This window comes from Methylobacterium sp. 77, from assembly GCF_000372825.1.
GTDB lineage: Bacteria > Pseudomonadota > Alphaproteobacteria > Rhizobiales > Beijerinckiaceae > Methylobacterium.
Window position 1 is genome coordinate 4,325,424 of record NZ_KB910516.1, and the last position, 26,643, is coordinate 4,352,066.

At 65.9% G+C, this 26,643-nt stretch carries 24 protein-coding genes; 11 read left to right on the forward strand and 13 right to left on the reverse strand.

What is annotated here, in order from left to right:
- Nucleotides 1-55: 55 nt before the first annotated feature.
- Nucleotides 56-1,348, forward strand: coding sequence for an ArgE/DapE family deacylase (locus A3OK_RS0120475; protein WP_019906765.1), 1,293 nt, complete (start codon nucleotides 56-58; stop codon nucleotides 1,346-1,348).
- Between the two features lie 210 nt (nucleotides 1,349-1,558).
- Here A3OK_RS0120475 and A3OK_RS0120480 read toward each other — a convergent pair whose 3' ends face one another.
- The gene (locus tag A3OK_RS0120480; RefSeq protein ID WP_019906766.1) at nucleotides 1,559-3,793 is read right to left on the reverse strand and encodes a mechanosensitive ion channel domain-containing protein; all 2,235 of its coding nucleotides are present in this window, start codon (nucleotides 3,791-3,793) and stop codon (nucleotides 1,559-1,561) included.
- A 281-nt stretch (nucleotides 3,794-4,074) separates the two neighbouring features.
- On the opposite strand from A3OK_RS0120480, the gene A3OK_RS0120485 reads away from it, so the two are divergent.
- A complete protein-coding gene (locus tag A3OK_RS0120485; protein ID WP_026597483.1) occupies nucleotides 4,075-5,412 on the forward strand; it encodes an MFS transporter in 1,338 nt (445 codons plus the stop codon).
- Nucleotides 5,413-5,555: 143 nt separating this feature from the next.
- Nucleotides 5,556-7,376 (forward strand): translational GTPase TypA, encoded by a 1,821-nt coding sequence (typA, locus tag A3OK_RS0120490; protein ID WP_019906768.1) that lies wholly within the window; start codon nucleotides 5,556-5,558, stop codon nucleotides 7,374-7,376.
- A 170-nt stretch (nucleotides 7,377-7,546) separates the two neighbouring features.
- Here the strand turns inward: typA and A3OK_RS0120495 are convergent, their stop codons facing one another.
- From A3OK_RS0120495 to A3OK_RS0120530, 7 genes are all read right to left on the reverse strand, one after another.
- Entirely contained in the window at nucleotides 7,547-9,202 is a 1,656-nt protein-coding gene (locus tag A3OK_RS0120495; protein WP_019906769.1) for an acyl-CoA synthetase, read from the reverse strand.
- A 149-nt stretch (nucleotides 9,203-9,351) separates the two neighbouring features.
- Complete coding sequence (locus tag A3OK_RS24415) at nucleotides 9,352-9,519, reverse strand: hypothetical protein (RefSeq protein WP_019906770.1); 168 nt, start codon at nucleotides 9,517-9,519, stop codon at nucleotides 9,352-9,354.
- Between the two features lie 43 nt (nucleotides 9,520-9,562).
- Nucleotides 9,563-9,814: a hypothetical protein gene (locus A3OK_RS0120505; protein WP_019906771.1), complete on the reverse strand. Its 252-nt coding sequence runs from the start codon at nucleotides 9,812-9,814 to the stop codon at nucleotides 9,563-9,565.
- Nucleotides 9,811-10,140, reverse strand: coding sequence for a hypothetical protein (locus A3OK_RS0120510; RefSeq protein WP_019906772.1), 330 nt, complete (start codon nucleotides 10,138-10,140; stop codon nucleotides 9,811-9,813). The genes A3OK_RS0120505 and A3OK_RS0120510 overlap by 4 nt, the downstream gene beginning before the upstream one ends.
- A gap of 52 nt (nucleotides 10,141-10,192) precedes the next feature.
- Nucleotides 10,193-11,446, reverse strand: a complete 1,254-nt coding sequence (locus A3OK_RS0120515; RefSeq protein ID WP_019906773.1) for a DUF2254 domain-containing protein — start codon at nucleotides 11,444-11,446, stop codon at nucleotides 10,193-10,195.
- Between the two features lie 91 nt (nucleotides 11,447-11,537).
- The gene (cysK, locus tag A3OK_RS0120520; RefSeq protein WP_019906774.1) at nucleotides 11,538-12,512 is read right to left on the reverse strand and encodes a cysteine synthase A; all 975 of its coding nucleotides are present in this window, start codon (nucleotides 12,510-12,512) and stop codon (nucleotides 11,538-11,540) included.
- A 585-nt stretch (nucleotides 12,513-13,097) separates the two neighbouring features.
- Nucleotides 13,098-13,592: an META domain-containing protein gene (locus tag A3OK_RS0120530; protein ID WP_026597485.1), complete on the reverse strand. Its 495-nt coding sequence runs from the start codon at nucleotides 13,590-13,592 to the stop codon at nucleotides 13,098-13,100.
- 425 nt (nucleotides 13,593-14,017) lie between these two features.
- Here A3OK_RS0120530 and A3OK_RS0120535 point away from each other — a divergent pair, with 425 nt between their 5' ends.
- Nucleotides 14,018-14,215, forward strand: a complete 198-nt coding sequence (locus A3OK_RS0120535; RefSeq protein WP_245259392.1) for an XRE family transcriptional regulator — start codon at nucleotides 14,018-14,020, stop codon at nucleotides 14,213-14,215.
- Between the two features lie 30 nt (nucleotides 14,216-14,245).
- Here A3OK_RS0120535 and A3OK_RS0120540 read toward each other — a convergent pair whose 3' ends face one another.
- Together A3OK_RS0120540 and A3OK_RS0120545 are read right to left on the reverse strand one after the other, a co-directional pair.
- Complete coding sequence (locus A3OK_RS0120540; RefSeq protein WP_019906778.1) at nucleotides 14,246-15,481, reverse strand: FAD-dependent oxidoreductase; 1,236 nt, start codon at nucleotides 15,479-15,481, stop codon at nucleotides 14,246-14,248.
- Entirely contained in the window at nucleotides 15,478-16,434 is a 957-nt protein-coding gene (locus A3OK_RS0120545; protein WP_019906779.1) for a LysR family transcriptional regulator, read from the reverse strand. Before A3OK_RS0120545 ends, A3OK_RS0120540 begins: the two co-directional genes overlap by 4 nt.
- Nucleotides 16,435-16,638: 204 nt before the next feature.
- Between A3OK_RS0120545 and A3OK_RS0120550 the strand changes: the two genes are divergently transcribed.
- The 5 genes from A3OK_RS0120550 to A3OK_RS0120570 all read left to right on the forward strand — a co-directional run bounded on the left by A3OK_RS0120550 (nucleotide 16,639) and on the right by A3OK_RS0120570 (nucleotide 21,113).
- Nucleotides 16,639-17,700 (forward strand): class 1 fructose-bisphosphatase, encoded by a 1,062-nt coding sequence (locus A3OK_RS0120550; RefSeq protein WP_019906780.1) that lies wholly within the window; start codon nucleotides 16,639-16,641, stop codon nucleotides 17,698-17,700.
- A 34-nt stretch (nucleotides 17,701-17,734) separates the two neighbouring features.
- Nucleotides 17,735-18,595 (forward strand): phosphoribulokinase, encoded by an 861-nt coding sequence (locus tag A3OK_RS0120555; RefSeq protein WP_019906781.1) that lies wholly within the window; start codon nucleotides 17,735-17,737, stop codon nucleotides 18,593-18,595.
- Between the two features lie 77 nt (nucleotides 18,596-18,672).
- Nucleotides 18,673-19,347 (forward strand): ribulose-phosphate 3-epimerase, encoded by a 675-nt coding sequence (gene rpe / locus A3OK_RS0120560; RefSeq protein ID WP_026597487.1) that lies wholly within the window; start codon nucleotides 18,673-18,675, stop codon nucleotides 19,345-19,347.
- Nucleotides 19,341-20,090 (forward strand): HAD-IA family hydrolase, encoded by a 750-nt coding sequence (locus tag A3OK_RS0120565; protein ID WP_019906783.1) that lies wholly within the window; start codon nucleotides 19,341-19,343, stop codon nucleotides 20,088-20,090. Before rpe ends, A3OK_RS0120565 begins: the two co-directional genes overlap by 7 nt.
- A 276-nt stretch (nucleotides 20,091-20,366) precedes the next feature.
- Nucleotides 20,367-21,113 (forward strand): YebC/PmpR family DNA-binding transcriptional regulator, encoded by a 747-nt coding sequence (locus A3OK_RS0120570; protein ID WP_019906784.1) that lies wholly within the window; start codon nucleotides 20,367-20,369, stop codon nucleotides 21,111-21,113.
- Between the two features lie 1,211 nt (nucleotides 21,114-22,324).
- Here A3OK_RS0120570 and A3OK_RS0120580 read toward each other — a convergent pair.
- A complete protein-coding gene (locus A3OK_RS0120580; RefSeq protein ID WP_019906786.1) occupies nucleotides 22,325-23,803 on the reverse strand; it encodes a methyl-accepting chemotaxis protein in 1,479 nt (492 codons plus the stop codon).
- A 15-nt stretch (nucleotides 23,804-23,818) separates the two neighbouring features.
- Nucleotides 23,819-24,121, reverse strand: a complete 303-nt coding sequence (locus A3OK_RS23165; protein ID WP_019906787.1) for a hypothetical protein — start codon at nucleotides 24,119-24,121, stop codon at nucleotides 23,819-23,821.
- Between the two features lie 530 nt (nucleotides 24,122-24,651).
- Between A3OK_RS23165 and ruvC the strand changes: the two genes are divergently transcribed.
- Entirely contained in the window at nucleotides 24,652-25,215 is a 564-nt protein-coding gene (gene ruvC, locus A3OK_RS0120590; protein WP_019906788.1) for a crossover junction endodeoxyribonuclease RuvC, read from the forward strand.
- A gap of 91 nt (nucleotides 25,216-25,306) precedes the next feature.
- On the opposite strand, the gene A3OK_RS0120595 is transcribed toward ruvC, so the two are convergent.
- Entirely contained in the window at nucleotides 25,307-25,924 is a 618-nt protein-coding gene (locus A3OK_RS0120595; RefSeq protein WP_019906789.1) for a YceI family protein, read from the reverse strand.
- A 79-nt stretch (nucleotides 25,925-26,003) separates the two neighbouring features.
- On the opposite strand from A3OK_RS0120595, the gene ruvA reads away from it, so the two are divergent.
- On the forward strand, nucleotides 26,004-26,621 hold the full coding sequence (gene ruvA / locus A3OK_RS0120600) for a Holliday junction branch migration protein RuvA (protein WP_019906790.1): 618 nt from the start codon (nucleotides 26,004-26,006) through the stop codon (nucleotides 26,619-26,621).
- The last annotated feature ends 22 nt before the right edge of the window (nucleotides 26,622-26,643 follow it).

Sequence of the window (26,643 nt, forward strand, 5' to 3'; positions counted from 1 at the left end):
CGCTTAATTGCCTCTATGTGAAGGCCCGTTCGGAAAGCCTTCACGAGGACGATCCATGGCTCTCGATCCTGCGCTCGCGAACCGCATCGCTGCCTCCGTTGAGGAAGGCTTTGCCGATCAGGTCGCTCATACCCAGGCCCTCGTCCGCTTCGGGTCGGTGCGAGGCGCCGAGCACGCGATCCAGGACTACGTCTTCCGCTGCTTGCGCGAGCGCGGCTACGCCATGGAGCGGATCCACATGGATCATGCGGCCCTCGCCGCGCATCCTGGAGGAGGGCGGATCGCGCCGGGGCATTCTGAGGCGCCCATCGTTGTCGGCATCCACCGACCCCGCAGCGAGATGGGGCGCTCGCTGATCCTCCAGGCCCATGTGGACGTGGTACCGCCCGGTCCCCTCGACTTGTGGTCCCATTCGCCCTTTGATCCTGTGATCCAGGGAGACTGGATGTACGGACGCGGCGCGGCCGACATGAAGGCTGGCCATGCCGCCAATCTCTTCGCCCTCGATGCGCTCGCCCGGATCGGCCTTCAGCCCGCGGCGACGGTGCTGGTCCAGTCCGTGGTGGAGGAGGAATCCACCGGCAACGGCGCGCTGATGACGCATCTGCACGGGTACCGAGCCGACGCCGTGCTGATCCCCGAGCCCGAGGACGAGAAACTCGTGCGCGCGAATACCGGGGTGCTGTGGTTCACCGTCGAGGTGCGCGGGACTCCGGTCCATGTCCGCGAGATGGGAGCGGGCGCCAACGCTATCGACGCGACTTATCGAGTGATCGCCGCACTGCGCAGGCTTGAGGAGGCGTGGAACGAACGCAAAGCGGGACGCCGCCATTTCGAGGGAGAAACCCATCCGATCAACCTCAATGTCGGTCGTATCGAGGGCGGGGATTGGGCCTCGTCCGTGCCGGCCTGGTGCCGCATCGCGTGCCGCATCGCGATCTATCCCGGCGTGAGCGCGGCGGATGCGGCACGGGAGATCGAGGGCGCAGTGAGCGACTTCGCCCGGACTGACGCATTCCTCGCAAAAACCCCACCCGTCATCGCCTTCAACGGCTTTTTCTCGGAGGGCTACGAGTTGGACGAGGGCTCGGAGGCCGAGCGGGTGCTGGCGGCCTCGCACCGTGCGGCGACGGGGACGGATCTCGCGAGCTTCATGTCTCCGAGCTATCTCGATACCCGCGTTCATGCCCTCTACGACCGGGTTCCCGCGCTCTGCTACGGGCCGATCAGCGAGAATATCCACGGCTTCGACGAGCGCGTCAGCCTTTCCTCAGTGAAACGCGTCACTACGGCGATGGCCTTGTTCATTGCCGAATGGTGCGGCACCGAACCATTCGAGGAAAGGTGACGGAAGCTTGTAAATCAGCATGATCGTCTGCCCGATCTGCGTTCTTACAAGTAATGGTGTGAAAAATTCGAGTGTTTCTCGCGAAATCCGGGCTGTAACATTTATGGTTGGGGCTGTCGCCTTGTAGACTGCAAAGATCAATGCGCCCGCCAAGCTGGAGCTCGCTAGAACCTCCCATCTCCTGTCGCCGCGAAGCGGCTCCGGTGGAGCCTATTCCGCCGGAGCCGGAGCGCCGCCATTCGCGCCGCGAATACCGATGCGCTCGGACAAGCGCAGGATGTTCATCATCAGCCTGTTGACGATCTCGGTCTCGTTGGCGCCATTGCGGACGTCGAGACCGTAGCGGACCGTGACCTCGATGGAGTCTTGGCTGAGGTTCGACACGCTGACCTGCGTACGGTCTGGCGCCGATTCCGGGATTTCGGCTACGAGCTCGCGCACCCCGCTCACCAGGGCTTCGATCTGCGGCACGCTGGTGGCGTAAGGCAGTGGCAGCTTGGCCGAATTCAAGTGGAATCGACGGGTGCCGAGATTGTTCACCACCGCATCGGAGAGCTTGCCGTTCGGAACCACGATGAGGCTGTCGTCGGCGGTTCGGACCCGCGTCGAACGGATGCCGACATGCTCCACCGTGCCCTTGGTGTCGCCGGTGGAGATCCAGTCGCCACGCCGGAACGGACGGTCGATGGCGAGGATTCCGGCGCCGAATACGTTGGAGAGGGTCTCGCGGGAGGCGAAGGCTACTGCCAATCCGCCGATGGAGAGGCTCGCGATCACGCCCTCGTATGGCAGTGAGAGCTGCATCGCCACGTAAGTCAGCCCCGCTCCCACCAATGCGATCTTGAGGGCGCCGAAGCCGAGGGAGACGAGGATGTTGTCCATGCTCGGCCGCCCGGTTTCGTCGCCGGTGAAGTAGGTCGCGACGACCGCGTCGATGATCCGCCAGCCGAACCAGACCGTGGACAGTGCGAAGAGGACGCCCGCCACGCCGACCGACACTCGTGTCGCAAGGTCGGGCAGGCCGAGGGCTGGCATGAGGGCGGCGTAGACGATCAGGGTCAGTGTGCCCAGCAGAGGCAGGCGGAAAGTCCTTCGCGCTTGATGCGCATCGTGGCGACCGACGGCGCGCACGAGGAAGGCAGAGACCGGCTTCGAGACGAGCCAGCCTAGCGCCAGGGACAGAACCATGATCGCCGGCCAGCCCAACGCTTGCCAAGCCTCCAATGGCCCCACCGGCATGAGCAAGTTGGGGGCGAGTCCGCGCACCGAGCGTCTCAGCTGAAAGAAGATCGAGGGCGGTTCCGGCAACCGTTGCCCGGCGGCCGAAGGCATGCCCTCCACGGCGACGTAGAGGTCGCGAGCGTTGCGGACGGTATCGCCCGAGAACTTCCAGGTTGCCCCGTCGCCGACGCCGTCGGGCGCGATCACCATCTGCCCCACGGGATGACTGAACACCATGGCCGGAGACCGGTTCGCCGGATCGTCCGAGATCTCCTGCGGTTGCAGCAGCCCGATTCGGTTCAGGATTCCGTTAAGATATTGTGCAGTCAGACCTCCCTGGTCGTCACGCACCGCGTCGCTCAGAGCCCTGAGATCGAGACTGTCGAGGGCTTGGCGCCGCCCATCTTCGCTCCACGTGTAAAACGCGCGCGTGAAGGTGCGATAGGCGTCCCGGGCGTTCTTTCGCAGGCGGTAGGCCTCCGGGCTGGCCGGACGTCCGCCGGAACGGGCGAAAAGGCTCTTTCGGGCCTCTGCGAGAGTCGTGTCGTCGGGCATGGAGAGGAACCAGCGCTCGCCGCGCTTGACGAAACGCAGCGCCAGTACGGCGCCGGTTCCTGCCTGTTCCAGGTCTACCGCCGCTTCTTCTCCCCCGGCGCGGGCGTCGGGAATGGAATGAAGCCGAAATGTGGTCTGGTCCACGAGGTTGAAGAGGGTCTGAGCCTTGCCGAGCTTTTCTTCCGGCGCCATCGCCGCCGCACCGTCGCCGAAATCCACCACGGCGACAGCGCGCACCATCTGGTCGGGTGCGTCATAGCGGGCATCGTTGCCGGCTTGGAGGAAGCTGCGCATGGTCTCGCGCGGCCCGGTCTGGATCAGGCCCTGCTCACGCGCGTCGCCGGAGATGCGGCCGCCCGTCCACCACTCGCCGCTGTCGAACCGCCCCATGAAGGATTGCCCATCCGGTGCGAGCACGAATTCCACCGCGCCGGAACGCCCACCCTGGAACCATCGCGCCGTGAGTACCCTGTCCCGTGCCTCGCCTTCGATACGACCATCATAGGCGAGGTAGCTGCCGGTGACTTTCCCGCTCTCCTGCTTCATCTCCACCCTTGCACCGCCGTCGCGCCAGCGGGTGTTCCAGGTCCCGCTCCAGTCCGGCGCATCGGCGAGGACTGAGGTGGAAAGCGTCAAAAGGGCGAGCAGAAGGGCGGCGACGAACGGCATGAAGCTCCTCGGTTGGGATGCAGGCAACCTATAGGCAGGAAGGTCGAGGTCAACCGACGGGCGAGCGGTTGCAGACCTGCCCCGACCATGGTGGGACAGGGGACCGAATGAACTCGGTGACGGTGTGCGACATCATCCGGGGCGGCGTTATCAGCGAAGATCGGCATCGGATCTGCTCCGTGCTCTGGCTTGATGCGGCGTTTGAATAGGATGGCCGCTGCCGCTCCGTATTGCGCAAATCTTGCTGGCTTCCTCTCCATGAAACCGCCTTCGAGGTCCTCATGAATTCTGAGGCGAACTCCACAGTCACTCGTCGCGAGAGCCAGCCGGCCCGCGCAGCCATCGCCGCGTTCGTCGGCACCACCATCGAGTGGTACGATTTCTTCATTTACGGCACGGCGGCCGCTCTGGTGTTCGGGCCGCTCTTCTTCGCCGAATCCACGCCCTTCATGGCCACGCTCGCAGCTTTCGGCACCTTCGCCGTGGGCTTCCTGGCACGACCCCTCGGCGGCGTGGTCTTCGGGCATTTCGGAGACCGGTTCGGGCGCAAGAAGGCGCTGGTCGTGACCCTGGTGATGATGGGCGTCGCCACCACCGGAATCGGCCTGCTTCCGACCTATGCGACGATCGGGATCTGGGCGCCGATTGCATTGGTCGCTTTGCGCGTCCTCCAGGGCATCGCAGTCGGCGGTGAATGGGGCGGTGCTGTGCTTCTGGCCGCCGAGCATGCGCCGAAGGGCCGCTCGACTTTCTTCGCCTCGTTCGCACAACTCGGGAGCCCGGCCGGGCAGATACTCTCTCTGCTGGCGTTCCGCCTGGCGGGGCTGATGGACAAGCCAAGCTTCATGGAATGGGGGTGGCGCCTGCCGTTTCTGGTGAGCGTCGTGCTTCTCGTGGTCGGCCTCGCGATCCGTCTCGGCGTGGAAGAATCACCGGAATTCGAGGAGACCCGTGTCGAGAACCCGCCTGAGGTCGCACCGCTTCGCGAAGTCTTTGCCACCAGTCTGAAACCCCTGGCTCTGGCGGCCGGCGCGAACACCTTCGGGATCGGATCTGTCTATCTCTTCAACACCTTCATGATCACGTACACGACCCAGTATCTCGGACTAGAGCGCGCGACGATCCTCGATGCATTGCTGGTCGCCGCCATCATCCAGCTGGTGATGACGCCGGTTGGCGCGCGGATCGCCGAACTCATCCGCAACGAGCGCCTGTTCCTGCAGATCGCCCTCATTTGGGCGATGCTGGCACCCTATCCACTATTCCTGTTGGTCGACATGCGGGCGACCTGGACGATCACTCTCGGGCTCGGGCTCAACGTCCTCGGCAGCGCCACCTTCTACGCCGTCATCGCCGGCTACGTCGCTGGGGCCTTCCCGACTCGGGTGCGCTACACCGCGATCTCAGTCGCCTATCAGTTCTGCGGCGCCATCGCCGGAGGGCTCACGCCCATCGTCGGCACGATCCTGGCCGAACGCTTCCAAGGACATTGGTGGCCGATCGCCGTTTTCGGGACGACGCTGGCGGCGATTTCGTTCGTCTGCATCACCGGGCTCGGCTGCTACCGGGCGCGACAGCCCGGTCCCGAAGCCGCGATTGAAGGCGCCCGCGTGCGATGACAGGCAGACACGCAGTCCATGCCCCTTGCCGGAACGGCCCACACCTTATATTGCGACGCGATAGCTCGTCCCGTGACCCGGCGCTGCCGGCCGCATTCCTGCGGCCCGTCGCGTGACGGGCTCTACTCGCTTCCGGATACCTTATGAAGCTTCGCAACATCGCCATCATCGCCCACGTCGACCACGGCAAGACGACGCTCGTCGACAAGCTGTTGTCCCAGTCGGGATCGTTCCGAGATAACCAGCGCGTCGAAGAGCGCGCGATGGATTCGAACGACCTCGAAAAGGAGCGCGGCATCACGATCCTGGCCAAGGCGACCTCGGTCGTCTGGAAGGATACCCGCGTCAACGTCGTCGATACCCCTGGCCACGCCGATTTCGGCGGCGAGGTGGAGCGTATCCTCTCCATGGTCGATGGCGTGATCGTGCTGGTCGATGCCGCCGAAGGCCCGATGCCCCAGACCAAGTTCGTTGTCGGCAAGGCGCTCAAGATCGGCCTGAAGCCGATCGTGGCGATCAACAAGGTCGACCGCCCGGACGCCCGCATCACCGAAGTCGTCAACGAAGTTTTCGACCTCTTCGCGGCGCTCGACGCCACCGACGATCAGCTCGACTTCCCGATTCTCTACGGTTCTGGCCGCGCCGGCTGGATGGCGACCTCGCCCGATGGCTCGCAGGACGACGGCCTCGCGCCGCTCTTCGATCTCGTGCTCGCGCACGTGCCTCAGGCGCGTGTCGAGGAGGGTCCGTTCCGGATGCTCGGCACCTTGCTGGAGGCCAACCCGTTCCTCGGCCGCATCATCACCGGCCGCATCGCCTCCGGCACCGTGAAGCCGAACCAGGCCATCAAGGTCATGGACCGCACCGGCAAGCTCGTGGAGACCGGCCGCGTCTCGAAGATCCTGGCCTTCCGCGGCCTGGAGCGCGCGCCCATCGATATCGGTGAAGCCGGCGACATCGTCTCCATCGCCGGCCTCGTGAAGGGCACCGTGGCCGACACCTTCTGCGATCCGCAGGTCGAGACCCCGATCCAGGCCCAGCCGATCGATCCGCCCACCGTCACCATGTCCTTCATCGTCAACGATTCGCCGCTCGCCGGCACCGAGGGCGACAAAGTCACGAGCCGCATGATCCGCGACCGCCTGTTCAAGGAGGCCGAGGGCAACGTCACGCTCAAGATCGAGGAGGCGGCCGACAAGGATTCGTTCTTCGTCTCGGGTCGTGGCGAATTGCAGCTCGCCATCCTGATCGAGACCATGCGCCGCGAAGGCTTCGAGATCGCCGTCTCGCGTCCCCGCGTTGTGCTCTCCAAGGATGAGGACGACAACGTCCTGGAGCCCGTCGAGGAGGTCGTGGTCGACGTCGACGAGGAGTATTCCGGCGTCGTCGTGCAGAAGATGTCCGAGCGCAAGGCCGAGATGATCGAGATGCGGCCGTCGGGCGGCTCCCGCCTGCGCCTCGTCTTCCATGCGCCCACCCGTGGCCTGATCGGCTACCAGGGCGAGCTCATGACCGACACGCGCGGCACCGCGATCATGAACCGCTTGTTCAAGGCCTACGAGCCCTACAAGGGCGAAATGCCCGGCCGCCGCAACGGCGTGCTGATCTCCAACGACAAGGGCGAGGCAGTGGCCTACGCCATGTGGAACCTGGAAGATCGCGGCCCGATGATGATCGAGCCCGGCGCCAAGGTTTACCAGGGTATGATCATCGGCGAGCACAACCGCGAGAACGACCTCGAGGTGAACGTGCTCAAGGGCAAGAAGCTCACCAACATCCGCACCACGTCGAAGGACGAGGCCGTGCGTCTCACGCCTCCGATCCGCATGACTCTAGAGCGTTCGCTCGCTTGGATTCAGGACGACGAGTTGATGGAAGTCACTCCGAAGTCGATCCGCCTCCGCAAGACCTATCTCGACCCCAACGAGCGCAAGCGCTTCGAGCGCTCGGGCGGCGCCGCGTAAGCGACACGAATCGGTAACGATGAAAAGGCCGGGCATTGTCCGGCCTTTTCATTTGGAGCGTCGACGGGCCACACGCGAAAATTTCGCCTCGATCTCATCCTTGCCGCTCCGACTGACTTTGCGGGGTGGAGCGATTGGGGCCGGCGGACGAGGCATAGCCTCGAGTGCCCTCAATCCTCCTTCGCCCGCTCCCGCAGCAGGTACTTCTGCACTTTCCCTGTCGACGTCTTCGGTAGTTCTCCGAATACGATTCGGCGCGGCAGCTTGTAGCCGGCCAGCCGCTCTCGACACCAAGCGATCAGAACGTCCGCTTCCAAGGTGACGCCAGGCTTCAATTCCACGAAGGCCATCGGCGTCTCGCCCCATTTTTCATCGGGTCTGGCCACTACGGCGGCGGCCGAGACGTCGGGATGGCGGAACAGGGCGTCCTCCACTTCAATGGACGAGATATTCTCGCCGCCTGAGATGATGATGTCCTTCGAGCGATCCTTGAGCTGGATGTAGCCGTCCGGATGCTTGACCCCGAGGTCGCCCGAGCGGAACCAGCCATCCTTGAAGGCGGCCTGTGTCGCCGCCGGATTCTTGAGGTAGCCCCGCATCACCACGTTGCCACGGAACATCGCTTCGCCCATGGTCTCACCATCGGCGGGCATGGATTCACAGGTCTCGGGATCGCGGATATCGAACCCTTCCAGAACCGGATAGCGCACGCCCTGACGCGCCATTTTGGCGGCGCGGGCATCTCCATCCAGCGCGTCCCAATCCCGGTGCCAGGCATTCACGACCGCCGGCCCATAGGTCTCGGTGAGGCCGTAGAGATGGGTGACATCGAAACCGGCGCTGCCCATGGCGGCGAGGACCGCCTGGGGCGGAGGTGCCGCGGCGGTGAGGAAGGCGACGCGCCGGGGCAGGGGGCGGCGCTCATTCTCCGAGGCGTTGAGCAGAAGCTGCATCACGATCGGCGCGCCGCACAGATGCGTGACGCCGTGCTCTGCAAGGGCCGCATAGAGCGCGCCTGCCCGCACCTGCCGCAGGCAGACATGGGTGCCGGCCACGATCGACAGCGTCCACGGGAAGCACCAGCCGTTGCAATGGAACATCGGCAGCGTCCAGAGATAGACCGGATGCTGCCCGAGATTGCCGGTGATGACGTTGCCGAGGGAGAGAAGCGCCGCGCCGCGGTGATGATAGACCACGCCTTTCGGATCGCCGGTCGTGCCCGACGTGTAGTTGAGCGAGATCGCGTCCCATTCATCGTTCGGCATCGCCCAGTCCCGGGCCGGATCCCCTTCCTCGAGGAGCGCTTCGTAGCCAAGGCTGCCGACAGCCGTGCCTTCCCCGCGATAGACTGGATCATCCACGTCGATGACCAGGGGCTTTGCTTGTGCCTGCTTCAGGGCGGGGCCGACGATGCGGCTGAACTCCCGATCCGTGATCAGCACCTTGGCCTCGCCGTGATCGAGGCAGAAGGCGAGGCCGGCGATATCGAGGCGGGTATTCAGGGTGTTGAGCACGGCGCCGGTCATCGGCACCCCGTAATGGCATTCGATCATCTCGGGCGTGTTGGCGAGCATCACCGCCACCGTGTCGCCGCGTCCGATGCCGCGAGCGGCCAGCGCTGCGGCAAGTCGCCGGGAGCGCGCGTAAAGCTCGGCATAGCTTCGACGAAGGGGGCCGTGGATCACGGCGACATGGTCGGGGAAAACGCGCGCCGACCGGTCGAGGTAGCTCAGCGGCGTGAGCGGCTGGTGGTTTGCCGGGTTCCGATCGAGGTCGCGGTCATAGATTGTGGGTGCAGCACTTGTGGCTGTCGTGGACATCGTCATCGGCGTGTCTCCCTGTGACTACCGTAACGACGGAATCCAATCCGACAATGGATTCGCACGATCCAGCGGACCCTTCGTATCGACACGCGGCTGCGCTGGACCAGTTGGGCGCGCCGCGTGTCGAGAATCGATGACCAGGGTGTCAGTGGCTAACCGCCACCGGGGTCGGTCTCATCGTCCGGCCTGTTGCCGCCCTTCGGACCCTCGCCGGGTTTGCCGTCCGTTTTCTCATTGGGGTCCTTGACCGCGTCGGGCGCGGAATTGACTGGCTTGCCCGAGCTCTTCTCCGGCTTGGTCTTGTCGTCGGTCTCGCTCATCGTCCGCTCCCTCGTTGGGTGAGATACAGTCTCGGCAAGACGTTCAGTCCTGCCGGCGGTCGGACTGACCGTCCGAAGAGCCTCCGACCGGAACCGGGTTGCGGCCCTTTGCAGCTCCGCTATCGTTCCAGTCCTGCTTGCGCTCCGCATCGGACAGACCGCCCGGTTCACGGTCGCGCGCCGCATTCTGTTCTGCCGTCTGATGGCCGCCGTTGACAGCGGGGCCGCCACGGGTGCCGACATCGTCGTCGGGCTTGCGGGTCGCCGCATCGGTGGGATTGTCCTTGTCGCTCATGCGGCATCCCCCGAATCCGTGCCGACCGGTGCGGTCGCCCGGTCGAGGGCCTCCGAGACGGCGCCTGTCTGCGAAGCGTCGCCGATATGGCGCAGGTTTTCCGGCGGCGTCTCTGCCTCGGTCTCGTCGGTGGCATCCTGGCCCGGCATGCCAGAGGCGATGCGTGCGGTCTCCGATTCGCCGGAAGGATCACTCTTCAGGTCGTGTTGGGTCCGGGCGGGAATGCCGATGTCGCGGGCGTCGTCCTGCCCGAGATCCTGTCCATTGCGGTCGGTATAGGCGTCGAAGTCCTTCAAAGAGGGGCGCTGGCGTGGATCATGGTTCATGAGAATCCTCCAATTTTGGAGGTTCAACCGCTCCACGAGCGACGAAGTTGCGTCAGGTCGCTCGCCCGACGAGAGCGTGAGCTGCACGGAGGCCCTCGAGATCGTCGGGCAGGTCGAGGATTTTTTCCGCCCGCGCCAGTGCGCCGTCCGCCTCTCGCCGTGCCGCTGCCTGGAAGTCGGGACCGCCAAGCGTGTTGAGGGCTGCGAGCGCTTTCTGCAAGCGCACACCGACCTCGACGCAAGCGGCACCGTCCCGGGCAATGGGACGGAAGGCGTCGGTGAACAGGTCCGCCGCCTCGATGCCGGGCACGCGCAGGCGCGGATAGATTTCGGCGTGCGGTGCTACGGCACGGCACGTCGCCCAGAGGGCGAGGACGCGCACGTGAGTGCCAATGACGTCGATGGCTGTACCGGGATCGTTGATCGCAGGAGACAGCCCTCGCGATGCGACCTCGGTGAGAACGATGATGCCGAAGCGCGGATCATCGTCGAACGTGCGCCGGTCGCCAATGACGAAGGCCTTCTCGATGGCTGCCAGCGTCGCCTCGTCGGGAACGCCGTCGACCTCCACGAGCAGGCGGCCGGTATGCATGAATCCGCCGGGCAGAGCCACCAGATGTAAGGTCAGCCCCGAGGCTTCGGCGAGTGCATCGAGCGATTTGGTATCGACGTGCTGGATGTAGCCCGTACTCCGTGCGCGGACGGACATCGCGCTCGCGGGCGCCGGGCACCAGGGCAGGCCACCGAGATACGGCGCCTCCGCTCGCCTCCGGATCGCGGCGCAGGCGGCCTCTTCTATGGCGTCGATGGTCTCCCCGACACGGCCGAGATGAGCCAGGGTATCGATCCAGCGCACCAGGGTTGCGACGACAAGCGCAAGTACGACGAGCGTGAGGCCGAACAGGATGACCCGACCCTGATCGCCGTAGAAATGGGTCTTGAGCGCGATCAGCCCGACCACGCTGTAGACGAAGGCGCCGAGGAAACTCGCAACCGCCGTCTGTGCGCGGGTGTCCTCCATCAACAGCGTTACGGCGCGGGGCGTCACGTTGCTGGTGGCGCCCCCATAGGCCTGGACCATGGTCGAGAGCGAGAATGTCGCCACCGGCAGCATGCTGGTGGCGAGCACGGTGAGGATCTGATCGACGGCGTCGGATCCGATCGAGCGCGCGATCTCGATGGGAATCAGGGGCGCGCCAAAGGCCGAGGCGAGGGCCGCAGCGACACCGGCCCCACAGAACGCGGCTACCCGCAACCAGGGGCGGCGGGCAGCACGGCGAATCCGGTAGAGGGCGGTCGATGACAAGGGCGGCCTTCAGGCTCGGCTCGAGAGCCGCGTGGAGAAAGCGCCCTCGTCGCGGAACGGTCGGCCCCGTCGTGGAGCCGACCGACGGGGATCAGATCCCCTCGAAGAGCGCCGAGGAGATGTAGCGCTCGGCGAAGGAGCAGGCCACGGTCACGATGCGCTTGCCCTGGAATTCCGGCCGTGCGGCCAGTTTCAGTGCGGCGGCGACGTTGCCGCCCGTGGAGATGCCGCCGGGAATCCCTTCCAGCTTTGCGAGAAGCCGGGCCGTGTCGAAGGCTTCCTGGTTCGAGACGGTGATCACCTCGTCAATGATCTCGCGATCGAGGTTGCCCGGGATGAAGCCGGCTCCGATACCCTGGATCTTGTGCGGGCCGGGCTGGCCACCGGAGATCACCGGGGAATCGGTTGGCTCGACGGCGATGACCTGGAGGTTCGGCAGACGCGGCTTCAGCACGCTGCCGACGCCCGTGATCGTCCCGCCCGTGCCGACGCCGGCGACGAAGGCATCGAGCTGGCCCTGCGTATCGTTCCAGATCTCTTCGGCCGTGGTCTTGCGATGGATCTCGGGGTTGGCGGGGTTCGAGAATTGCTGCGGCATGATCGAGCCGGGAATCTCGGTGAGTAGCTCCTCAGCCTTGCTGATCGCGCCCTTCATGCCCTGAGGGCCGGGTGTGAGAGCGAGTTCCGCGCCGAGGAAGGCCAGCATCTTGCGGCGCTCCAGCGACATGGTCTCGGGCATGACGAGAATCAGGCGGTAGCCGCGCGCCGCCGCTACGAAGGCCAAGGCGATGCCGGTATTGCCGGAGGTGGGCTCCACGAGCGTACCGCCCGGCTTCAACTGGCCGGACGCTTCGAGGGCGTCGATCATGTTGACGCCGATACGGTCCTTCACACTTGCGATCGGGTTGAAGAACTCGAGCTTCAGCAGGATCTCGGCATCGACACCGCGCTCCTTGGTGATGCGGTTCAGCCGAACCAGCGGCGTGTTGCCGATCGTCTCGGTGATCGATCCGTAGATCAGACCATGGCCGGGTTTGCGGGACTGAGAGGGACTGGTGTCGGCCATGACGAGATCTCCTGATCGGCTCTTACGCGTTGCGAAGGCCTCGACAGACCTCGCGCTCGGTGTGCGCCGGGATATCGCGTCACTCTATGCGAGGCAATCGCCAATGGACGCCGTGCAAAGACAAATCTTCTCTGTCTTGAATGGATGAAATCGCCAGTAGAAATATTGCTCTGCTTGGGCCGTCCCTAGGGGAATGTTGTTCTCATCCCTCGTTGTATGGCTGCTGATCCTCGGAGCCGGGACCGTACGACTCCGTGGATGGCAGTACGAGGCGCTATCTCAGAAAAATTGGATCATCGCCGAAAGGAGGAGCAGAGTCGCGCATAGGGGCGTCGAAACGGCTATCCGGAATGCAGCCGGATGCACGCTCGGCGGACAGGTGTAGATGAATTCTTCGTGCGCACCACGCCTGACGACGCTGCCGGTCGCCCATTCCAGCCGCTTCACCATCGTGCTCACTCCGCCTCAGCCGTGATCGGCAGAAGGCGACGAGTGCATTGAACGAGGGGTAAAGCCGCAGCCGTCACCTCGGATCGTCGTCAACGCGGTCTTAAAGCGAAGCCGACGTTTCCGATGCGGCGGATGTCAGAGCGCGCGGTCGAACTTCAACTCGCCCTTCTGGCTCTTGATCACCAGCTGTGATCCGACGAGGTCCCATTGGGCGGCTGTGCGCAGGGCGATGAAGAAATCCTGTTCGCTCGCGCCAGTACCCTTGTCGCAGGGCTTCTTCGTGAGAGCGAGGGGGCCGACCGCGAGGTGTTGCTCGCGTAAAGGGAAGGCCGTCGCCGCGAAAGTGTTGCAGCCACCGTAGCCGCGGGCGCGGTACTGTTTGTCGATGATGAAGCTCGGCCGGTCGGCTCCGTTGAAGGGTTTGCCGTTCAGGCTCACGGCAGTCCAGGTCGCGTCGAGGGGAAACATCTTTTCCTGGGCCTTGGAGGCTGGAACGTACTGCTTCTTCTCGGGCTTCTCGCGGTTGTCCTTGCCGAACCCAGTTACGTTATTTCCCTGCGCAGATGCGTCCGTCGACAGCATCCCTGCCGTCACGGCACAAGCCATCGCGGCGAACAGCATCGCTCTCATCGTCAGGCCTTCCTTCGCCAACATCAATCGGGCTCGCATCGTCGTGCGTCTTGCCTCGGCTCCGAGGCGCGGCACCAGACCGCGCGGTACGCGCAAGGCTCCGCGTCAAAAACGAGCATCCGCCCTTCGGATAAGATTCCAGCACAAATATGGTCAAGACTGTCTAGCGCTGGTTTTCGTTGTCATCCCGCCCAAACGACGATCCATGCGCGCTAGTCGTGAACTATCCCGATATCAGCCTCGTTAAAGCAGCTTAGACGCCGGTGCGCTTCGAGCACCCGTGAGCGGATGGAGAGATTCCTTTGGCGGGAATGGACGAGAGCGACCGTGACGGAGCGGGATTGAACACGATGAGCCCCGCTCAATCGAGGGCTGCGCGCGGGATGCTGGGATGGTCCGAGGCCGATCTTGCGGCGAAGGTAGGCTTGGCCGAGCAGGATGTAAAAGCCTTCGAGCACGGCACCGGCGATCCGCCCTCGGGTCAGATCGAGGCCCTGCGAAGTTCGCTCATGGCCGCTGGCATCGTCTTTCGCGAAGGCAGCGAGAGCGGCGTCAGTTTGCGCGCCAAGGGCGGCGACGAAGGCACGCGGCTCAGCTCGCTGACCACCGAGAACGATCACTGAAGTCTCGCCACGACCGCAGGGCCTGATATCTCAGGCGCCGCCACGCCCCATCGCGAGGGACTTCAGGTCGAAGGCCGGATCGGCGGCCTCGTCCGGTGTCGGCGACAGGCCGCGGGCGATGATCCGGCGGGCGGCCATATGCTCGGCCGCCGAATCCACCGTCTCGATCCCGGTGAGGTGAGATCCGCGATAGCGAAACACGGCAAAACCGCCAGCGGTTGGGCGGCGGACGGAGATATCGCTCGATACCGGCAATCCCACCATCTGCAATTTGTGACCGCCCTGATCGCTCCAGAACCAGGGAACGGCATCGTAGGGCGCGGCGTGTCCGGTCATACGGGCGGCGACACAGCGTCCCTGATCGATGGCGTTCTGGACGGATTCCACCCGCGCCGCACCATGGGCGGCAAAGCGTGTGGGAAACCGGGCACAATCACCGATTGCCGAAATGGATGGATCGGAGGTCAACAGCACGGAATCGACGACGATGCCGTCCTCGACCCTGACACCCGCCTCGACTGCGAGTTCCTGGTTCGGGACTACCCCGATGCCGATCAGGACGAGGTCCGACGCGCATGTCGTGCCATCGGATAAGCGAAGCCCATCGACCCGACCGTCCCGTCCTTCGATGGCTGTGACGCCGCTGCCGAACAAGAAGCGGATGCCGGCTTTCTCATGCGCCTCTCGGAAGAAGGCACCAATCGGTTCGGACACGGCCCGCGCCATGGGACGATCGGCGGCCTCGATCACCGTGACGGAGAGGCCGCGCGCGGCGCAGATGCTGGCGAATTCGAGCCCGATGAAGCCTGCGCCCACGATCGTGATGTTCTGCGCCTCCCCGAGCGCCGCCTGGATCCGGTCGGCATCCACGACCGAACGGAGCTGATAGACGCCTGTGAGGTCCGCGCCGGGCACCGGCAGGGGTCGGTTCCGCGATCCCGTCGCGAGGATGAGGTGATCGTAGGAGAAATCGCGGCCATCGCTCAGGCGAACATGCCGGGCCGCCCGATCGATGGAAACGGCGTGGACCGACGTCTCGCAAGCGATATGGTGGTCCACATAGAAAGCCGGCGCGCGGAGGAACAGGCCGGTCGCATCGACCTTGCCGGCGAGATAGGCCTTCGACAGCGGCGGGCGCTGATAGGGAAGGCTCGCCTCGTTGCCGATCATCGTCACGGCACCGATATAGCCCCCCTCTCGAAGGGAGACCGCCGCCTGAAAACCGGCCTGACCGGCTCCGACGATGACGATGCCGTCCTCGCTCACGCCTCGAACTCCGCAGTGATCGAGCTGATCGCCGATTTCAGGGCCAGGCGGGGCAGCCTGCGTCCGCCCTCCTTCACCGTGTAGTCCCAGAACGCCGCCGCAGCCGGTCCGAGGACCTTGTCGGCGCGGCGGACCACGTACCAGTCGCGGCGGATCGGCAGCCCCTGCACGTCGAGAAGGGTCAGGCGCCCGCTTTCGATTTCGGCCGCCACCGTGTGGCCGGAGATCAGGGCGATGCCGAGCCCGGCCATCACCGCCTGCTTGATCGTTTCGTTCGAACCGGAATCGATGCCGAGCTTGGCGCGCCGGATCATGATGCCCGACATGAACTCCTCGAACACGGTGCGCGTGCCGGACCCTTCCTCGCGCACCAGGAAAGACTCCTCGACCAGATCCGCCCGCGTGAGATCGGTGCGCCCGCTGAGGTGGTGGCCGGGAGCCGCGATGATCACGAGCGGATGCGCGCCGAACATCTCCGCCTCGATGGCGAAGTCGCGAGGGGGACGCCCCATGATCGCGAAGTCGATCTCGTAGTTGCGCAGGGACTCGACCATGCCGCCGCGATTGCCGACCGAGAGGTTGATCTCCACTGCGGGATAGCGGCTGACGAAGCCGGCGATGATCTGAGGCGTGAAGTATTTGGCTGTGGACACCACGCCCATGGCGACCCGGCCGCCGCTGCCGCCCTTGAGGGTTTGGAGCCTGTCGGCGCAGGTTTCGAGCACCGTATTGATGCTGTCGATCGCCCAGAGCATCTCTCGCCCGGCATCGGTCGGCTTGAGACCGGTCGGCGTTCGGTCGAACAGCAGCAGCCCCGCCTCCTCCTCCAATTGGCGGATGCGCGCGTAAAGCGCCGCCGAGGTGACGTTGAGTTCCTGGGCCGCGCGGGTCATCGTCCCGAGACGGGCAACAGCTGCGACGGCCTGGAGTTGCTTGAGCGAGAGGTTGCGCATTCGGCGTTTTTAGTTTTTTTGGAACCGCCCGCAAGTTTTTTCAGAATTCCTTCTTTGCACGGGGATTGCCCGTCTGGTGCTCTGGTTGATCGCAGGGGTATCGTGCAAAGGGCGGCGTCTGGGTGAGGAAGTCCTGAATCCTGCGCCAGAACGGATTATGAGCAGCCGGATTCTCCGGTAGGTCGTTGAAGAGGACGTGAGCCGATGTCGATGGGGTCGCTGGAGATCGGGTCTCGCCTCGATGCATGCCTCGCACAGGCCGTAGCCGCCGATCCGGCCTTGGCCGATGTGGCCGCCGTCATCGCGGCCTGTGCCGAAGCGGCGGTCGATGTGAGCGAGGTCATCGGGCGTGGCGCCCTCGGCGGCGGCGATCTGGCCGCCCAGGGCGAACAGAACAGCGACGGCGACGTCCAGAAGGCCCTCGACGTATTGGCGCATGAACGCTTCACCGAGGCGCTGCGTGGCGCTCCGGTGGCGGAGGTCGCCTCCGAGGAGGCCGAGGGCGTCATGCTCCTCAATGCGGGCGCTCCGCTGGCCGTCGCCATCGATCCGCTCGACGGTTCGTCCAACATCGGCGTGAATATGGCGGTGGGCTCGATCTTCGGCATCCGCCCCGTCGGCGCGACACCCGAGAATCCGCTCGGTTCGTTCACGAGCCCGGGCACGGCGCAACTCGCTGCCGGTTTCGTCACCTACGGACCCGCGACCTCCCTGGTGATCACCCTGGGCTTCGGCACGCAGATCTACACGCTCGACAGGGCCGAGCGCGTCTTCCGCCTTACCAGCCCTCGAGTCGAGGTGGTGGCCACGGCCAAGGAATACGCCATCAACGCGTCCAATGCCCGACACTGGGACACGCCCGTGAAGGCCTATATCGAGGATTGCCTCGCCGGTTCGGATGGTCCGCTGGACAAGGACTTCAACATGCGCTGGCTCGGTTCGCTGGTGGCCGACGCACAGCGGGTCCTCATGCGCGGCGGCGTGTTCCTGTATCCCGGCGATAATCGGAAAGGCTACGCGCAAGGGCGGCTGCGGCTGCTCTACGAGGCTGCGCCCATCGCGATGTTGATGGAGCAGGCCGGTGCCGCCGCCACCGACGGCGCCGCCCGCATCCTCGATATCAGCGCCACGGGCATTCACGAGCGCGTGCCCCTCGTCTTCGGATCGACCGAAGAGGTGGCCAGCGTCGCCAAATATTACGGCGGCCGCAATCCCGCCGCCGGCCGCTCGCCCCTGTTCGGCCAGCGCGGCCTGATGCGCGGCTGATCGGGCACAGGCTGAAACCGGTCGGGCATCGTTCATGTCGGCGCGTCACCCCATCATCTCGGTTACCGGCTCGTCCGGTGCCGGCACGACGTCCGTGCGCAACACGTTCGAGCAGATCTTCCGCCGCGAAGATGTGAGCGCGGTCTATATCGAGGGCGACGCGTTTCACGCCCTCGATCGCAATGCCATGCGCATGGCGATGGCGGAGGAGCCGACGCTCAGCCATTTCGCACCCCGCGCCAACCTCCTGCCCGAACTGGAGGAGGTGTTCCGCACCTATGGCGAATCCGGTGTCGGGCGGACGCGGCACTACGTCCACGATGCCGCCGATGCGCAGGCTTATGCGGCCGAGCCGGGCACCTTCACCGCCTGGGAGGACTTCCCGCCGGGCTCGGACCTGTTGTTCTACGAGGGCCTTCACGGCTGCGTCGTCGACGACAATGTCGACATGGCCCGCTATGCCGACCTCAAGATCGGCGTCGTGCCGGTGATCAACCTCGAATGGATCCAGAAGCTGCACCGGGACCGGTCGTTTCGCGGTTATTCCACCGAGGCCGTCACCGACGTGATCCTGCGGCGGATGCCGGATTACGTGCAGACGATCTGCCCGCAATTCACCTGGACCGATATCAACTTCCAGCGCGTGCCCACGGTGGACACCTCCAACCCCTTCATTGCCCGCTGGATTCCCACCGCCGACGAATCGATGGTGGTGATCCGCTTCAAGGACCCGAAGGGCATCGATTTCTCCTACCTGATCTCGATGATCCAGGGCTCCTTCATGAGCCGCGCGAACTCCATCGTGATTCCCGGCGGCAAGCTCGATATCGCGATGCAGCTCATCCTGACGCCGATCATCATGCAGCTGGTGGAGCGCAAGCGCCGGCTCGCGTGAGCGAGACGGAAGTCCGGGTTCCGGCGCACGGCCCGGACGGGCAAACCTGTAACGAGATATCCTGGATGACGACGCGCATGACCGGCCCCATCATCTCCCCGTCGATCCTCTCGGCCGATTTCGCCAATCTGGGCGCTGAGGTGCGCGCGATATCCGAGGCGGGGGCGGACTGGATCCATCTCGACGTGATGGACGGGCATTTCGTCCCCAACATCACTTTCGGTCCCGACGTGGTGAAGGCCCTGCGGCCGCACAGCGCCAAGGTGTTCGACGTGCACCTGATGATCGCGCCCGCCGACCCCTATCTCGCGGCCTTCGCCGAGGCGGGGGCGGATGCGATCTCGGTTCATGTGGAGGCCGGCCCGCATATTCACCGCTCGCTCCAGACCATCCTGAACCTCGGCAAGCGCGCCGGCATCGCCCTCAACCCCGGCACGCCGGCCAGCGCCATCGAGCCGTTGATCGACATGGTCGATCTCGTCCTGGTGATGACGGTGAATCCCGGCTTCGGCGGCCAGAGCTTCATCCCCTCGACGCTGGAGACCATCGCCCGGATCAAGGCGATGAGTGCCGGCCGCGACATCGACATCGAGGTGGATGGCGGCATCACGCCCGAGAATGTGGGCTTGGCCGCCGCCGCCGGAGCCAACGCATTCGTGGCGGGGAGCGCCGTGTTCAAGGGTGGACCGTCCGGATATGCCGAGCGCATCGCCGCGATCCGAGCGGGCGCCGGCGGCACCGTCGCATGCTGAAGGCGCTGATCTTCGACGTCGACGGGACGCTGGCCGAGACCGAGGACCTGCACCGGCAGGGGTTCAACCGCGCCTTCGCCGAGATGGGGCTCAACTGGCACTGGTCGCCGGAGCTTTACGCCGATCTCCTCACCGTGATGGGCGGCAAGGAGCGGCTCGCGCATTACGTGCGGACCGAGCATGGCGAGCCGGATGCGGAGCGGCGCGCGCAGATGGGCGAGATCCACGACCGCAAGACCCGAATCTACGGCGATCTCGTCACGCAGGGGGCGCTCGAACTCAGGCCCGGCATCGCCCGTCTCATCGCGGAGGCCAGGAGTTCCGGTCTGCGTCTCGCGGTGGCCAGCACCACCAGCCGGCCCAACGTCGATACCCTCATCGCCGTCAACTTCCCCGATGGCAGCCCGTTCGACGTCATCGCCTGCGGTGACGAGGCCGAGCGCAAGAAGCCGCATCCGGACGTGTTCCTCCTCGCTCTGGCGCGCCTCGGCGTGAGCCCGAGCGAGGCCGTCGCGTTCGAGGATTCGGCCGCCGGCATCCGCTCGGCGCTCGATGCCGGATTGCCCGTCATCGCGACGCGCAGCCGCTATACCGGCGGCCAGAGCCTGGACGGCGCATTCTCGGCTTTGTCCGATCTCGGCGAGCCGGGAGCGCCGCACGGCCATCTCGCCGGGCTGACATGGCCGGGCGGTCTCGTCACCGTGGCGGCGCTGACGGCCTGGCACGACCGGATGACGGGCTGACCCCTTTCGCCGGTCGGGGAAACAGCGTCGAGCCGGCGACGATCCCGAGGCAGGCGGTGAGCGCCAGCCGCCACCAGGGCCGTCCGGGGTCGTCATGTCCCGTGCCTGCCATCGCGTCGGTCCCTTTCGAGGCCGGAAAAACCTCGCTCCGTCAACGCCGGGGCCTCCCGTGCGTTGCCTCCATGAGCGGACCCGGCCTATAACCCGGCCCCATCCCGCTGCGGCGACGCATGCGCGCACTTCCGCTTCACCTCCGACACGACCCAAGGTCACGCCATGGCCGGCCATTCCCAGTTCAAGAACATCATGCACCGCAAGGGCCGCGTCGACGCGGTCCGCTCCAAGCTCTTCGGCAAGCTCGCCCGCGAGATCACGGTGGCGGCCAAGCTCGGCATGCCCGACCCGGCGATGAACGCGCGTCTCCGCGCCGCCATCATCGCGGCGCGGGCCGAGAACGTGCCCAAGGACAATATCGAGCGCGCCATCAAGAAGGCCTCCGGCGCCGACGCGGAGAGCTACGACGAGATCCGCTACGAGGGCTACGGCCCCGGCGGCGCCGCCCTCATCGTCGAGGCGCAGACCGACAACCGCAACCGCACCGCCTCGGACGTGCGCTCGGCCTTCACCAAATCCGGCGGCAGCCTCGCCGAGACCGGCGCCGTCGCCTTCCTATTCGACCATGTCGGCATCGTCGCGTTCGACGCCTCCGTGGCCGATGCCGACACCATGCTGGAAGCGGCGATCGAGGCCGGCGCCGACGACGTGCGTTCCTCCGAGGACGGCCACGAAGTCACCTGCGCCCAGGATTCCTACGGCGAGGTCTCCAAGGCCCTGGAGGCCCGCTTCGGCGAGCCGCGCCGCACCGCCCTGGTGTGGAAGGCCCAGAACACGATCGACGTCGACGACGAGACCGGCGAGAAGCTGATCCGCCTCGTCGAGGTCATCGAGGACCAGGACGACGTCCAGAACGTCTACGTCAACTTCGCCCTCTCCGACGCGCTGATGGCCAAGCTCGAAGGCTGAGCGGCCCGTGACCCTCCTCCTTCCGGGGGGAGGGCGACCTCGCGCGGCCCAGTCTCCGGCTCGCCGTGACCCTGGCTGCCACACAGCTTCACCCCCGCGCGCGACAGCGCCGGGGGCATGGCCCAAGAGAAGCCCAAACAAGAAAAGCCCCAAGAGGGGACGCGGGACGCCGCGGAACCCATTGAGCGCTTGATGTGAGTGCCGGTCCCCCGGCGTCCCGAGGCTCCGGCGTTCCCGCCGGGGCCTTTTTTGCATCACGGTGTCTCCGACGGGTCTCGCGCTGGCGCTAGTCGTGACGGGTCTCCTGGCCCCGTTCATCTCCGAGCGAACCTTCGTCGCACGCCATCTCGTAGTGGATGGCGACGCAGCTGTCCTCCACCGAGCCCAGTGCAGGGTCGGCGCCGGGGCATTTACCTCCCGGACACCGCCCGGACCGAGCCCGCGGTCTGGCGAGTCGCCGCCCGGGGCGATGGTGACCGACACCACCGACGCGGGCACCGCCCCACCACCCCTCCGGCCCACCCGGTCGGTCACCGGACAGGCCCCCTTCACTGGGCGGCAGGTGTGGGGATATAGACATGAAATAGGAATTTTGTCAAAATAATTGTCGTGTGTCGATGGAGGAAGCGGCGGCGTTGCGGCGCGTGGCGTATGGTCGTGCAGGAGGCGTCATGGGGCGGTATGAGACGGTCCGATTCCCTGCGTCAAACGAAAAGCCGGAGACTCAGGCGCCGATTACCGAAGCTTGCGTCTGACGTGGATCGTATCGGATGACGAACAGGGGGCTCGCAGACAGCAGCACGACATGGCTTGTGAAGATCTGGCGTTCGAACTTCGATGAGCTCGTGGTCCAAGCAATTTTCGAAAGGCGCATCGCAAAAACCGACACGGTCACTGACCGGCGCGGGAGTGAGCTGATCGGTCTGGCTCTCCAACTCGCTCGGCGCAAGTTCGATTGCTGGCGCCCGTATGCCCACAGGTAGATGTCGGTCGCAGTGCCAAAGTATAAACGTTGGAATATGCCACTCGCGAAAGATGACGAAGGGGCGGTCTAGATTGGCTTTGCCGTCGGCCGACAGGATGACAATGCCGGCCGCCGCGTCGAGGTCATCGAGGATCAGGACGACGTCCGGAACGTCTCCATCGACCTCGCCCTGGCGGGCGGGCCGATGGACAATCTCCGGGACCGAGCGCCACGGAGATGCGCCGGGTCAGGCCGCCTTGACGGTGTCGAGGAAGCGGTTGACCTCGGCGCCGAGCTGATCGGCGTGCTCTGCGAGAGCCGATGCCGAGGCGAAGACGTCCGCCGCCGCCGTGCCGGTCTCCCCGGCCGAGCCGACGACGCTCCCGACGGTGTCCTTAATCGCGCAGGTGCTCGTGGCGGCGTGCGCCACGTTGCGGATGATCTCCTGCGTCGCCATACCCTGCTGGTCCACCGCCGTCGCGATGGCGGCCGCCGCGCTGCTCATGGTGCGGATGCGCGCGGCGATGCTGTCGATGGCGGCGACAGCCTCGCCGGTCGAGTCCTGGATCGCGCTGATCTGCTGAACGATCTGCTCGGTGGCCCGGGCCGTCTGGTTGGCGAGTTCCTTGACTTCCGCCGCGACCACCGCGAAGCCGCGTCCGGCCTCGCCCGCGCGGGCCGCCTCGATGGTCGCGTTGAGCGCCAGCAGGTTGGTCTGGCCCGCGATGCCGGTAATCATTCCGACGACATCGCCGATCTGGGCAGCGCCTGCGCTCAGCGCCTGGACCAGCCGGCCCGTCTCGTCGGCCTGCCCGACCGCGCTCTGTGCCATCCGGGCCGAATCCTCCACCTGCCGGCCGATCTCCTGGACCGAGGCGCCGAGTTCCTCGGCAGCGGCTGCCACCAGCGAGACATTGGCGGCGGCGCCCTCCGCCGCGCTCGCCACGGACCGCGCCACGGCGCTCGCCTGCCCCGACGTGCTGTCCGCCGCGTCCACCATCGCGCGGGCAGTGTCCTGCATCGTCCCGGCGGCCTGCGTGACCTGGCCGAGGATGCCGCTCACCGTCGATTCGAAATATTCGGCGGTCTGCTGCATCGCGGCCCGGCGCTGGGCCTCGGCGCCGGCCCGCGCCAGGGTCGTCTCCGTCTCCAATTCCTGCATGCGCGCGATCTGCATCCGGACCTCCTGCTCGGAGGCTGCCTGGGCCGTGAAGGCCGTCACGATGGTGTTCGCCAGCCAGGCCAGCACGCCGGTCTCCAGGATCAGGATGACCGCGTGCAGCACCACCCGCCCCAGATCCGAGCCGGCGACCTCCCCCGGGAAGACCAGGACCGGCATCGCGAAATCGAGGGCGAGGTGATGGACGGCGGTGGCGCCCGCGCAGGCGATCAGGACGCGCCAGTCGCACCAGGTCACGATCAGGGCCATGCAGGCGAAGAAGTACATGTGCATGTCGATCTGCCAGGCATGTCCGGCGAAGACCGAGACCAGGATGGCCGCCATGCCGATCAGCGCCAGGCTGCTGGCGAGGCGGGTCGCCAGTCCGGTGCGCGACCGCAACCATGTCAGCGTGCTGAGCCCCGCCAGGAACGCCGCGGCAAGGACAGGGGCCATCGGGGCGTTCCCGCTGTACCATGCGCCGAGGGCGATGACCGGGAGATGCAGCCAGAGAAAGGCGATCAGGAACCGGCTGAAGCTCTGCCGGAGGGTCTCGAGATTCGTCATCGGGATCGGAGTCTTTCAGATGCGATTGGCTTGGATGGCGGGGGCTCGGGAAGTGGGAGCGCAGCCGCGCGCTTCGCCGGCAGCGACGACGAGCCATGCGCCTGAGGCGTAGAGGCGGGCGACGAGATCCGGCGGGCCGTCGGTGGCCACGATAATGTTGGTCCATCCGCCCATGCGCAGGATCGACCCGCCGGCCCGAGCGACGAGCGCGACCATGTCGTGACCGGGCGGACCGAGGACCGCTACCGTCCGGGAGGCGGGCAGCGCCAGAAGGCCGAGCGGAACCAATGCGGCCGTGAGCGCGGCCAGTCCCGCCACGAATCCGGCGACACGTCTGTTGAGGGGGCGTCGAGAGCCAGTGAGGGGCACGGGTAATTCAATCCGACTTCAGCCTATGCTTGGGGATTAGGCTGATAGGAGCTAAAAATTCCTTACGTATTTGCATTTATCGAAAAGATCGGCCGGTGTCTTAAGATGAAATATTGCAACTTCTGGGTTTACATTTGATGATTTCAAATATCACTGCAGATATCAAATATGTTTTGTCGACTTTCGATCTGAATTCGATTGGACGTCGCGTCACTCGGGCAGAGTGGATCTAACTAACCGTCGAAGCGCAGACCGGTGGTCCGGCGCAGGGGCTACCATCGAGATCGGTCCCGAGGCGTCGGCGTCCGGAGCGTGTCTTGCCGGTTCCTTGCGGGTGTCTCGCGTGTGGCTTGCTGGCCTTCCGGCGCATGCCTTGGCACAGGACTTCGTTCACGCTATGTCCCGTATGCTGAGATCGGCGCGGTGCTCGCGCCCGGAGCCGTCCGATCCATGAGCGCGCCTGTTATGGTCCTGCCCGCATGACCCCCATCCGCATCCTCGGCATCGATCCCGGCCTTCGCCGCACCGGCTGGGGGCTGATCTCCGTCGTCGGGACCAAGCTGACCTATGTCGATTGCGGGGTGGTGACCTCGGATGGGGATCTGCCGCTGGCCCTGCGCCTGCGGGAATTGCACGAGGGCATCACCCGCGTGGTGTCGGGGTTCGGCCCGGATGAGGTCGCCGTGGAGGAGACCTTCGTCAACAAGGATGCGCAGGCGACGCTGAAGCTCGGCCATGCCCGCGCCATCGCGCTTCTGGTGCCGGCGCTGGCGGGCCTGCCCGTCTCCGAATACGCCGCCAACCTCGTCAAGAAGACCGTCTGCGGCTCGGGCCATGCGGAGAAGGTGCAGATCCAGGCGATGGTGAAGTTCCTGATGCCGAAGGCCGAGTTCAAGACGGCGGATGCCGCCGATGCGCTGGCCATCGCCGTCACCCATGCCAACCATCGCGGGGCGCATGCGCTGAAGAAGCTGCACGCCCCCGTCGCCGGGGTGAGCGGGCTCGCCGCCGCCCGGATCGCGGCGGCCCTGGCGAAGGGGTGAGGGCGTGCCTCCCCCCGCGCCGCGTGCCGGGAGAGGGGAGCCGGATTCGGGAAGACGATCCCGGAGAGAAGACGATCCCGGAGAAGAGGGGCTACTGCGCCTTGAACTCGCCCTCCAGGCGCAGGCTCACCTCGTCGCCCACGGCGGGGAGGAAGGCGGAGACGCCGAAATCCGAGCGCTTGATCACGGTGCGGCCGTCGAACCCGACGGTGTAGCGCTTGTCGATCGGGTTGATGCCGGCCTGGTTGAAAGTGGCGTCGAAGGCCACGGGCTTGGTCACGCCCTTCAGGGTGAGGGTGCCGGAGATGCGGGCCGTGGTCGGGCTCGTGGGCTCCACCAGGGTGGCGGTGAAGGTCGCGGTGGGGAAGGTCGCGGTGTCGAAGAAATCCGGGCCCTGGAGGTGCCGGTTCAGGGCGTCGTTCAGGCCGTTGATGCTGGCCATGCCGATGGTGACGGACAGGCGGCTCCGCGCCGGGGCTTTCGGATCGAGATCGGCCTTGGCCGCGACATCGGTGATCTGGCCGTAATAGGTCGAGTAGCCGAGATGGCTCACCGACCAGGTGATCTTGCCGTGGGCCGGATCGAGCACGTAGGCGCCGGCCCGGACCTGGGTCGGATCGCTCGACGGGCCGCCATCCGGTGGTGTCTCCTGCGCCTGGGCGCAGGTGGAGGCCAGAAGCAGGAGGGCGAGGAGGCGCGTGCGCGTCATGCGGTCTCTTTCTCGAATGGCGGGTCGGACAGGCGGGCCGGTCCCTGATAAGACCCGCCCTCTGATGACGAGATGATGCATGATCGGCAAGCTGAAGGGTGTGGTGGATTCCTACGGAGAGGATTTCGTGATCCTCGACGTGCAGGGCGTCGGCTACGTGGTGCATTGCTCGGCCCGCACCCTGCAGCGGATGCCGGCCGTGGGCGAGGCGGCCTCCCTCGCGATCGAGACCTATGTCCGCGAGGACATGATCCGGCTCTACGGCTTCCGGTCGGATGCCGAGCGCGAGTGGTTCCGCCTGTTGCAGACGGTGCAGGGGGTGGGCTCAAAGGTCGCGCTCGGCCTGCTCTCCGTGCTCGAGCCCGAAGCGCTCGCCACCGCCATCGCGCTCGGTGACAAGACCGCCATCGCCCGCGCGCCCGGCGTCGGCCCGCGCCTCGCCGCCCGCCTCACCGCCGAATTGAAGGACAAGGCGCCGGCCTTCGCCCCCATCGATCCCGCCGTGCTCGCCCTCTCCGGCGCGGTGGAAGACCGCACCGCGCCCCAACCCGCCGCCGACGCGATCTCCGCCCTGGTCAATCTCGGCTACGCCCCGGTCCAGGCCTCCGCCGCCATCGCTGCGGCCATGAAGGGCGCCGGGGAGGGGGCCGAGGCGAAGACCCTGATCCGCCTGGGCCTGCGCGAACTCGCCCGCTGAGCCGCGCCCGCCCGGCTTGCGC